The sequence below is a fragment of the Aeromonas sp. S12(2024) genome, from assembly GCF_041402305.1.
GTDB classification, from domain to species: Bacteria; Pseudomonadota; Gammaproteobacteria; order Enterobacterales; family Aeromonadaceae; genus Aeromonas; species Aeromonas veronii.
Map to the genome: position 1 here is coordinate 325,299 of NZ_JBGLRB010000003.1, position 11,127 is coordinate 336,425.

General features: G+C 53.9%; 7 protein-coding genes. All 7 read left to right on the top strand.

The window, feature by feature from the left end:
* The first annotated feature begins 44 nt into the window (after window positions 1-44).
* The gene (locus ACB035_RS05055; RefSeq protein ID WP_371166818.1) at window positions 45-974 is read left to right on the top strand and encodes a TIGR01212 family radical SAM protein; all 930 of its coding nucleotides are present in this window, start codon (window positions 45-47) and stop codon (window positions 972-974) included.
* Window positions 975-1,351: 377 nt separating this feature from the next.
* Window positions 1,352-3,496, top strand: a complete 2,145-nt coding sequence (locus tag ACB035_RS05060) for a type I secretion system permease/ATPase (RefSeq protein ID WP_005350980.1) — start codon at window positions 1,352-1,354, stop codon at window positions 3,494-3,496.
* The gene (locus tag ACB035_RS05065; RefSeq protein ID WP_005350982.1) at window positions 3,489-4,922 is read left to right on the top strand and encodes an HlyD family type I secretion periplasmic adaptor subunit; all 1,434 of its coding nucleotides are present in this window, start codon (window positions 3,489-3,491) and stop codon (window positions 4,920-4,922) included. Before ACB035_RS05060 ends, ACB035_RS05065 begins: the two co-directional genes overlap by 8 nt.
* A gap of 37 nt (window positions 4,923-4,959) precedes the next feature.
* Window positions 4,960-6,285 (top strand): TolC family outer membrane protein, encoded by a 1,326-nt coding sequence (locus ACB035_RS05070; RefSeq protein WP_371166819.1) that lies wholly within the window; start codon window positions 4,960-4,962, stop codon window positions 6,283-6,285.
* Window positions 6,286-6,420: 135 nt separating this feature from the next.
* Window positions 6,421-7,173 (top strand): transglutaminase-like cysteine peptidase, encoded by a 753-nt coding sequence (locus ACB035_RS05075; RefSeq protein ID WP_235671900.1) that lies wholly within the window; start codon window positions 6,421-6,423, stop codon window positions 7,171-7,173.
* Window positions 7,174-7,176: 3 nt separating this feature from the next.
* The gene (locus ACB035_RS05080) at window positions 7,177-9,102 is read left to right on the top strand and encodes an EAL domain-containing protein (protein WP_335818293.1); all 1,926 of its coding nucleotides are present in this window, start codon (window positions 7,177-7,179) and stop codon (window positions 9,100-9,102) included.
* Between the two features lie 263 nt (window positions 9,103-9,365).
* Window positions 9,366-11,127 (top strand): retention module-containing protein (locus ACB035_RS05085; protein WP_371166820.1); only part of this gene is annotated, 1,762 nt, incomplete at its 3' end.

Consider the following 11,127-nt stretch of genomic DNA (forward strand, 5'->3'; position numbering starts at 1 on the left):
TTTTGCGCAAGCTCGTACAATGGCGCTCCTTTAGCGGAGGTGTCATGCAGTTACACGAACTCGTCAATACATTCGGTCAGGATCTCAAGCAGCGTCATGGTCAGAAGATCCACAAACTCTCCATCCACGGGGCCTTCACCTGCCCGAACCGTGACGGCACCCTGGGCCGTGGTGGCTGCACCTTCTGCAACGTATCCTCTTTTGCTGACGAGTCGGCTCAGCAACTCTCAGTGGTGCAACAACTGCTGGCTCGCCGGGACGAAGTCACCCGTGCCAAGCGCTATCTTGCCTACTTTCAGGCCTATACCAGTACCTATGCCGAGGTCGAATATCTGCAGCGGATGTATGAAGAGGCGCTGTCAGTGAGCGATATGGTGGGGCTCTGTGTGGGCACTCGCCCCGATTGCGTGCCGGATGCGGTGCTGGATCTGTTGGCGGGCTATCAGGCCCGGGGTTACGAGGTGTGGCTGGAGCTCGGGCTGCAAAGTGCCAATGACAAGACCCTGCAACGGATCAACCGCGGCCACAGTTATGCCGCCTATGAGGATGCGGTAAGACGTGCTCATCAGCGCGGCATCAAGGTATGTGCTCATCTGATCGTCGGCCTGCCGGGGGAGGTGCCGATGGACAGCCTCGATACCCTGCATCGCATCGTTGAGACCGGTGTTGAGGGGATCAAGCTGCATCCGCTTCATGTGGTAGAGGGCAGTACTCTCGGCAAAGCGTGGCAGGCGGGTCGCCTTGAGGTATTGACGCTGGAGCAGTATGTGGAAGCTGCCGTTGCCATGATCCAGCACACGCCGCCCGAGGTGGTGTATCACCGGATTTCGGCCTCCGCGCGCCGTCCAACTCTGTTGGCGCCAGCCTGGTGTGAAAATCGCTGGACGGCCATGGCGGATATTGCCAAAGCACTCTCATTGAGCGGCCCGCAAGGTCACGCGTTGGGCAGACCCTTCATACTTCCTGACCTATAATTGAGCGCCAGATTATTATTTTCACGTAAAACATAGGGTTATATAAAAAACTTCATACCCTAAACTATAGTTTTGGTACGTGCCGGTTGATATAGTGGTGCGCCATAATAAATGTCATTATCAATTAACTCCGACATTCACCCTGATTGCAGTGTTAGCATGGTGTTGATGAGCCGATTATTTTTACCAATAACGAATCATGCCGCCATTGCTGCTGTGCCGGGAAATTGGGGATGAGTGTCGCGATCTATCTGGACAGGTTTATCCCCTGATCAGTCTCATCAGCGGGAAGGCCACTCGGTTTTAGCGTGGCTATAGCAGGGAAATATGAGCGATGAACGCTCTTATCTACCTCATTTATGCAGTGACAGGATGCTATGCAAGCAGAAACAAGTCGTATTGATGAGTTATTGGAGTGCCTGGTCTTCTTGACCCGTTTTTATGGTGTGCCCAACAGTCAGGATGCCCTGACGACCGGGTTGCCACTGGTCTCCGGACGCCTGACAACCGCACTCTTTTGCCGTGCTGCCGAGCGGGGCGGGTTATCCGCCCGTGAAGTGATCCAGCCACTGGCCGATATTTCTCCCTTGCTGCTGCCTTGTGTATTGCAGATGCGCAGTGGTGGCGCCTGCATTTTGCTGGAGTGGAACGAAGATCGCAGCCAGGGGAAAGTGATTTTCCCGCAGGCTGGTGATGCCGCGCAATGGCTGACCGCAGCCCAGTTGGGTGATGAGTATCTGGGGCGCCTCTTCTATGTAAAGAAGCAGTTCAAGTTTGACGAGCGCTCTCCCAAGGTGCTGGAAACCCGTGATGGACACTGGTTCTGGAGCACCTTGTTCGAATCCCGCGGTATCTATCGCGATGTGCTGATCGCCTCCATTCTGATCAACCTGTTTGCCATCGCCAGCCCTCTTTTCACCATGAACGTCTATGACAAGATTGTGCCCAATCTGGCGTTTGATTCACTCTGGGTGTTGGCGGTCGGGGCTATGGTGGTCTTTACCTTCGATTTTGTGATGCGGCAGTTGCGCAGTTACTTTATCGATATCGCTGGCAAAAAGTCTGATGTGCTACTGTCCGCCAAGATCTTCGCCAAGGTGATGGGCATGCGGATGGAGTCTCGTCCCGCTTCCACCGGCGCGTTTGCCAAACATCTGCAGGAATTTGAATCGGTGCGGGAGTTTTTCACCTCCGCAACGGTTTCTACTCTTATCGATCTCCCCTTTGCGGTCTTCTTCCTTTTTATTATCTGGATGTTTGCAGGCGTAATGGTGGTGGTTCCCATCGTCGCCATGCTGATCCTCATCGCCTACAGCTTCTATATTCAGGAGCCTCTCAAGCAGTCCATCGAAGAGGGGTCACGCCTTGCGTCCCAGAAGAACGCCAACCTGATTGAAAGTATTTCCGGGCTGGAAACCGTCAAGATTTTCGGCGCCGAGAGCATGTTCCAGCATCGCTGGGAACAGGCCGTCTCCCATATTTCCACCTGGGGCGTACAGACCCGCCGCATTACCAACTCCATGTCCTCACTGGCCAGTTATATCCAGCAGGTGGTGACGGTCGGTCTGGTGATCGTCGGTGTTTACCAGATCTCCGAAGGTTTGGTTACCATGGGGGGGATGATTGCTGCCGTGATGCTCTCCAGCCGCGCCATTGCGCCTATGGTGCAACTCTCCGTGTTGTCGACCCGTTATAACCAGGCCAAATCAGCACTGGATATTCTGGAAAAAATCATGCAAACCCCGGGAGAGCAGGAGGAGGGCAAGCAATATATCCATCATCCGGTGATTGCCGGTCGCATTGAATTTGAAAATGTCTCCTTCAAATATCCGGGAATGGAAACCAGCACCCTGCACAATATCAATTTGCGCATTCAGCCGGGCGAAAAGGTGGCGATTATCGGCCGGATTGGGGCGGGTAAAACGACCCTCGAGAAGCTGTTGATGGGGTTGTATCGACCGACCGATGGCTCGGTACGTATCGACGGTTTTGAACTCGATCAACTGCCCCCTGCGGTGATCCGCCGTAATATTGGTTGTGTCCCACAAGATGTCATTCTTTTCTTTGGCTCGGTGCGGGACAACATCATGCTGGGTAATCCGCTGGTGGATGATGTGAGAGTCTTACGCGCCGCCAAGCGGGCGGGTGTCACCAACTTTACCAACCGGGATCCCAACGGGCTGGATCGGCAGATAGGCGAGGGTGGCCGTCAGCTCTCCGGTGGCCAGCGTCAGTCGATCCTGCTGGCACGCGCCCTGCTCAATGATCCCCCCATTCTGGTGATGGATGAGCCGACCTCCAACATGGACAACCAGTCCGAGATGCAGGTTAAGCAAGAGCTCGCCAGACTGGGCCCGGAAACCACATTGATCCTCATCACTCACAAAACCTCAATGCTGGATGTGGCATCGCGAGTGATCGTTATCGAGCAGGGGCAGATCGTTGCTGATGGCCCCAAAGAGGTGGTGTTGCAGCAGTTGAAGGAAGGCAAGGTGCGCGTGCAGGAGGTGTCCCATGGTTAAGGGGCTCATGGACTGGTTCAAGCGCAGCAAAAAGACGCCTTCAGGCGAGGTATTGCCAGCACCCGAGCATCTGGAGTTTGTCGATGACGGCGCGGCAGCTGTACTGCTGACCACGCCGACCGGAGCTCGCATCCTGTTGTGGTGCTGTTTCCTCTTTTTCATGAGTGCCATCGTCTGGGCGGCCTGGGCCGAACTGGATGAAGTCACCGTGGGTCAGGGCAAAGTTATTCCGTCCCGTCAGCTGCAGGTGATCCAGAACCTGGAAGGGGGGATCGTCAAAGAGATCTTCGTCAAAGAGGGGGATATCGTTGAAAAGGGGCAGCCGCTGCTGCGCATTGATGACACCCGTTTCCGCTCCGACTTTAGAGAACGGGAGCAAGAGGTGGTCACCCTCAAGGGGGATGTGGCCCGTCTGCGCGCTGAGATGGCCAGCGTCGAGGTGAAAAACGACCCGGCACTGGGGTGGCGTGAGCAGGTTGTGGTAGGAGAAGCGCCAATCCAGTTCCCCGATGGTTATGAAACCGTCTTTGCCGAATACGCACACCGTGAGCGGTCTGTACAGCGGGATCGCCTCAATAACCTGAAGAACCAGCTCTATATTCTTGGTCAGCAAATCGAACAGAAAGAGCAGGAGCTGATTGAACTGAATGCCAAAATTCGCACCGTGAATCGCAGTGTGGATCTGGCCAGACAGGAACTGAATATTAGCCGTCCGCTGGCGAAAGAGGGTATAGTGCCTCAAGTGGAGCTAATCAAGCTTGAGCGGCAGGTCAACGAGATGCAGGGGGAGCTGGAGAGCAACCGTCTGCTGATACCAAAACTCAATTCGGTACTGCGTGAGACCATCTCCAAGCGTAATGATATTGCGCTGAAGTTCAGAGCAGACTCCCAGACTGAACTGAATGAGAAACAGGGGCGGCTTGGCCAGTTGTCAGAAGGGCAGGTTGGCTTGCGAGACAGGGTTGACCGGACCAGCGTGATTGCTCCGCTCAAGGGCACCATCAAGAAACTCAAGATCAACACCTTGGGCGGCGTGGTTCAGCCCGGCATGGATTTGATGGAGATTGTGCCGCTGGAGGATACCTTGCTGGTAGAAGCCAAGGTGTCACCGAAAGATATCGCCTTCCTGCGACCGGGGCTGGACGCCATCGTCAAAATTACTGCCTACGACTTTACAATCTATGGAGGATTGCATGGCAAGGTTGAACAGATAAGTGCGGATTCGATCCAGGATGAGGAGGGGAACTCCTTTTATCTGGTTCGGGTTCGAACAGAGAAGAGTTACTTGGGCGATGAGCTTAACGCACTTCCCATCATCCCCGGTATGTTAGCCAGTGCTGATATCATTACTGGTAAAAAAAGTGTCCTAGACTATTTGCTTAAGCCGATTTTACGGGCAAAGCAGTCGGCACTGAGAGAACGATAAGCCAACAATCTAAAAACAAAACATGACTGGAGATAACATGAAAAAAACGATTGTTGCCATGCTGGTCAGTGGCTGCATCCTGATCCCGAGTTTGGGTCAGGCCCAGACTCTGGAAGATTCGGTGGCACAGACACTTGCTACGCATCCCAAGATAAAGGAAGCGTTTGATCTGTATCAGGCACGACTCTATCAGCATGATGGAGCCAAGGGTGGCTATTATCCTACGATCGATCTGCGTGGCGGCGTAGGCTATGAAAAAACTGACAGCCCTTCTACCCGCGCTGCCAGCGCCAACAGCAATATTGATGATTCCATGACTCGCAAAGAGGCTGGACTCAGTCTGCGGCAAATGTTGTTTGATGGCTTTGATGTCAGCAACAACGTCTCCAGAACCGAAGCTGAAGCCAATGCCCAGCGTCTGGCGATGATCTCCGAAGCTGAAAATACCGCGCTGCGAGTAGCTGAGGTCTACCTCAATATGCTGCGTCAGCAGGAGATTTTGGAACTCTCCAAACAGAACCTGGAAACCCACGAACAAATCCGCAGCGACATCAGCAAGCGGACTGATTCAGGGCTTGGTTCTACTGCGGATCAGACCCAGATTGAAGGTCGTGTTGCCCGGGCCTATTCAAATCAGGCCGCTGCTGAAAACAACTATCGCGACGCAGAGAGTGAATTTATTCGTGTCGTGAACGAGGTTCCCAAAGATCTGGTACAGCCGGTTCCCAATACCGAGCTTATCCCGACCAGCCTCGATAGTGCGCTGAAAACAGCGACCGAAGTCCACCCGACCCTGCTTTCCTCCTTGCAGGATATCGAAGCGGCCAAGTATCAGCATGAAGGTGCCAAATCCGGTTTCTACCCCAATGTAACATTCGAGGTCGATCAGAACTGGAATGAGGATATCGATGCGGTCAAAGGGCGCAACGATGATCTGACCGCAATGGTGCGCATGCGTTACAACCTGTTCCGTGGCGGTTCTGATGTGGCAGAGAGCAATGCAACATCGGCGCTCTACTCTCAGGCGAAAGACATTCATTTGAATGCGTTCCGCCAAGTAGAGGAAGGCACTCGTCTGGCCTGGAACGCGAAAGAGTCGCTGGCCAAGCAAAAGACCTTCCTGAAAGAGCATGTTGACGCCAGCTATGACACCGTACAGGCGTACAAGAAGCAGTTTGGGTTGGGTCAACGGACATTGCTGGACGTATTGAACACCGAGAACGAACTGTTCGAGGCGCGTCGCAGCTATATCACTGCCGAGTATGATGCACTGCTGGCGGACTATCGCATTCTCAACGCGACAGGCAGTCTGCTCAATGCATTTAGCGTCAAACAACCCGCTGAATGGCAGGCCAGGCAATAACCGTTTGTTCATGATCCCGCAGGGATCATGAACGCCAACATGGTGACAGCTGCTGGCAGTCACCATGTTTGGCTAAAGCAGATGGTTGCAAGGGCTTTGAGGAGTGCAGCAGCAATAATGCAGCAGGAATATGACGTGACACTCCAGCGCGGAACCGGCGGCAGATGGGGTTATCTTCTTAATGAATGGAGATACCGATCCTTACGCGCTCTTCGCCACTCCTTATGGATCCTGCTGTTACCCTTCTCACTTCTGCTCTGTGCCAGTCAGCCTCTGCCACAGGAAGATCTCAACTTGATCAAGCGAGCGGAGCAGACCTATGGCGCCAGAGCCGGCAAGCGTGTAACCAGTTGGCGTATGCTGGTCATGGAGACGAAGGGCAGGGCCCTAAGCGAAGAAAAAAAGCTTGAGCGGGTAAATAATTTTTTCAATCGGATGCGTTTTATTGACGATATCAAGTTGTGGCGCAAAAAGGATTATTGGGCAACCCCGCTAGAATTTTTGGGAGCCGCCGGGGGAGACTGTGAAGATTTCAGTATCGCCAAATACTCTACGCTGCTCGAGCTTGGGATCCCGGATGATAAAATGCGGATGGTGTACGTTAAGGCTCTTGATTACAACCAGTTTCACATGGTGGTGGCATATTATGAGACACCCTCTTCCGTTCCGGTTATTTTGGATAATTTGATAGGCTCGATTCGCCCAGCCACACAGCGGCGTGATCTGGTGCCTATTTACAGTTTTAACGGTAGTCACTTGTGGTTGATGAAGGCACGGGGCCAAGGGGAACTGGCTGGTCAATCATCCCGCTTGGGATTATGGAATGATTTACGCAATCGCATGACCTCGGGGCGATTGGCTCGGCCAGTGGTGAATTTGGATGATTAACCTATGACGCTCTATCGACAGTTATTAGCCACCATGCTGCTGCTGTTTGGATTGTTATTTGCGGCCACATACTGGGTGCAATTCAATTCAACCCGCACTTATCTGGCGCAGCAACAGGAAACAACGGTCATCAATACGGCAACCTCGCTGGGGCTTGCGCTCACCCCCTATCTGGAAAACGGTGACAAGGTCGGTGCCGAGTCGGTGATCCAGGCCATTTTTGATGGTGGCTATTATCGACTGGTTCGCCTGGATCTGCTGGCATCAAAGGATGTTATCGAGCAGGAAAATACCAACACCATTCAGGGTGTGCCGCAGTGGTTTATCAATTTGGGGCTGTTTCCAGAGGTATCCAACGAGTCAATTCTGACGTCTGGCTGGCTGCAGCTTGGAAAATTAAAAGTGGTTGGCCATCCGGGCCAGGCTTATTACGAGTTGTGGCGCGGAATGAGCGAACTGGCGAGCTGGTTTCTGGTCGGTTTCTTGATTACCACCATTTTGTTGATGAGAGCACTTAATTACTTGCTCAAGCCACTCAAACAGATCTGTGATCAAGCCGTCGAGATTGAGCTGCACCATTTCGGCCATACGATCCCGGAGCCTAAAACCCATGAATTGAAGCAGGTCGTTCAGGCGATCAACACCCTTTCAAGCAAGTTGGCGTTGCAGTTCAAAGAGCAAGCCGATGAGGCCGAGAAATTGCGTGAGCGGGTTTATGTCGATGCCGTGTCGGGGCTTGGCAACCGAGCCTATTTTGTGGGTCAGGTAAACGCATGGATAGCGGAGGCTGGCCAAGGTGGCGTCATGCTGGTTGCGGTCGACATGCTGGATGATATCTATCGCGATGAAGGCTTTGCTGCCCGTGACAACATGGTCAAATCGATAGCTCAGGCTTTGAAAGAGCAATTAAAAGGGTGGGATGGCGCAGCCTTGGCACGGATATCCGCGACGGAATATGCGCTGCTCTGTCCAACTGACGATCTGACGCAGCTAAAAGAGCTGGCTGAAGTGATTAATAGCCGCATTGCCGATCTGGTGGTGAATCCAATGGGCGAAGGGGATGCGCTCTCCGTCATCGGTATTGCCGGTCGTGATGGTAATGATGATCTCTCTGCCTTGTTGACCAAAGCCGATAATGCGCTTGGCAAGGCGCGCAATGAACGCCGTGGTGCTGTGGTGATGGAAGGGGGGGCCGAGCAAGGTTTGATGGGGCGTTTGGCCTGGCGAGATCTGGTACAAGATGCCATTTCACGACAACTTTGGCGCTTCAAAGCCCAACCAGCTTGCCGGTTTGATAATGGAGCAAGGTTGCATGCCGAGCTGTTTGCTTCTATCTCTCGGGATGGCACTGATTATTTTGCAGGTCAGTTCTTGCCCGCGATTGAACAGTTCAAATTGGGTGGCGAGTTTGACCAAGCGGTGCTTGATGCTTGCGTTCCATTACTGCAAAAACAGTCTGATCTGGTACTGGCGATCAACATCACTGCTGGCTCGCTCTGCTCGGATGAATTTTTAACCTGGCTGACGCGCTATCTGACCGAGCATGCAGAGCTCAAAGAGCGGTTGTTATTTGAAATACCTGAAGCTGCCATCATGAAACATAAAGACAACGTGGCTGCGTTGGTTGGCACCTTGCAAGCTCATGGCTTCCAGTGGGGGGTTGACCACTATGGTCGTCACTTCCAGTCTCTGGGCTATCTGGAGGAGCTGTCGCCGGCTTATGTCAAGGTCGATCACGGTTATACCAGTCAGGTCATGGAGCCGGGGGCTGACACCTCATTCCTGGCTGCAGTGTGTCGCGCCGCACACAATGCCGGTGTGACCACCATTGCGACCCGTGTCGAGGATCAACATCAAGTGGAACTGCTTTCCAAGTTGCATATCGATGGTTACCAGGGATTTGTTCATCCTGCCTTCCCATTGTCTTGAACTAAATGCTGAAAATGGCCCCGATAGGGGCCTTTTTTATACCAGTCACTTCTCTTTTCGCCATTTTTCTATAACCAACTCAAGGTCAGCCTTGAATGGGGCTGTGTCTAGGGTTCTGATTTGTATTAAGAAATTCCAACTCTTCGATTTTTTTCCGTCCATTTGTTGAATTCCTCTCGAACGTACGCTTTTTTGCAACGGAACAGCACGCTATCTCCTTCTACGGTGTAGACATCAAGATCTGTCACCTTGGAGCAATGGATATGCGTACCCAAATCATCGACAAGTCCGTGGTTGTCTCAGCTATCGAAGGCAATGTGGAGATTGTGCTGGCTGATGGAAGCAGCCGCCCTCTGCAAAAAGGGGAAATTCTCCAACCCGGAGCCAAATTGGCCATAGCTGATGACGCCAAGCTGGCTCTTTCCCCCTATGACGATACTCCAGCATCGGATGTTCCGGCAGGTTCCGAGTCCGCTGAACCTGCTCAACCGCAAGTGGCGGCCAGCCAGGAAGGCGCACCTTCAGATATTGCCGCATTGCAAGAATCGATTCTGCAGGGTGTTGACCCGACTCAAAACTTTGAGGCTTCTGCTGCTGGTGGGGCACCAGCGGCCGGTGGTGGTGGCGGTATTGGTGGGGTTGCGGGGACCAGTGGTAATGGTGGTTTCGTCACAATTGATCGAACTGGTGATGCCACGATAGCGGCTGCAGGGTTTGATACCACCTATCAGTCCGAGCCGTTTATCAACACTGAACAAGCAGCTGAACCGCTGCTGGAGCCAGAGCCGCTGGAGAATATCCTGCTAGATGAAAGCGAGGTCATTTCGCTTGATGAAGATAGCTCTACAAGCGGTAATCTACTGGCAAACAGTTCCAACCCCGATGGTCCGCAGGCTGCCTCTATCATCAGTTACAGCTGGGGGAGCAACATAGACGTACCTGCCGGCGTGTCGTCGACTCTGACAGGAATTGGCACGCTGATCATCAATAGTGATGGTTCTTTCACCTTTACCCCGGCTCCTGATTATTCCGGAGCCGTACCTACCGTGAGTTATGTGGTTACCGATGGCACTGATATCGTCACGTCAACCTTGACGCTGATAGTGACTCCACAAGGTGACATCGATTTCAACGCTGAGGCACTGAGCGTGGTGACCAGCGAGACCGATGCACTGTTGGAGGTGTTGCTGACCAACACAGTGAGTATCAGCGATGGCGACGGGTCAGAGACCTGGACCAGCCTGGTATACACCTTCGACAACCTGCCGGCGGGGACCGAGGCGGTGGGTGGCAATCTGGTGGGTAACGTGCTGACAGTAACGGCCGTCAACGGGGTATTGCCTGCGTTCGGGCTGGTGTTCCCTGCAGACTATTCGACGGCCGGGGTGTCGGGCAGTGCGAACAACACCGGTGCGCCCATCAGTTACACCGTGGTGGCGACCACCAACGAAGGTAGCGCGAGCAGCAGTGGCAGCATCACCATCAATGTGGAAGGGGATATCAGCGTCAGCGCGACTGACCTGGTGGAAGCTGAAACAGACGACCCGATAGTGGTATCGCTGGCGGCGCAGCTGAGTGTCAATGCGACCGACGCGGATGGTTCGGAGCAGGTGACCGGCGTGACGGTGACCCTGAGCGGTGTGCCGGCAGGTGCGTTGATGGGGGCAGGCTGGGTGGCTGGCGCGGTGGCGGGTAGCTACAGCTGGAGCGGTGCGAGCACAGCGGGAGTGCCGGGCTTTAGCTTGCCGGCGGACTGGAGCGGGGTCGTGAGTGGCAACGTGGCGGGGACCACGGACGAGGGTGGGGCAGACAACAAGCCCTTCACCGTAACTATCAATGCCGACCATGACATCGACTTCAACGTCGAGGCGCTGAATGCGGGTGCGACCGAAACGGATGGCACGGTACAGGTGCTGCTGACCAACACAGTGAGTATCAGCGATGGCGACGGGTCAGAGACCTGGACCAGCCTGGTATACACCTTCGACAACCTGCCGGCGGGGACCGAGGCGGTGGGTGGCAATC

Bases quoted from the DNA above. Each gene is read 5' to 3' on its own strand.
- ACB035_RS05060 (WP_005350980.1), top strand. From the start codon at position 1,352: ATGCAAGCAGAAACAAGTCGTATTGATGAGTTATTGGAGTGCCTGGTC.
- ACB035_RS05080 (WP_335818293.1), top strand. From the start codon at position 7,177: ATGACGCTCTATCGACAGTTATTAGCCACCATGCTGCTGCTGTTTGGA.
- ACB035_RS05065 (WP_005350982.1), top strand. From the start codon at position 3,489: ATGGTTAAGGGGCTCATGGACTGGTTCAAGCGCAGCAAAAAGACGCCT.
- ACB035_RS05055 (WP_371166818.1), top strand. From the start codon at position 45: ATGCAGTTACACGAACTCGTCAATACATTCGGTCAGGATCTCAAGCAG.
- ACB035_RS05070 (WP_371166819.1), top strand. From the start codon at position 4,960: ATGAAAAAAACGATTGTTGCCATGCTGGTCAGTGGCTGCATCCTGATC.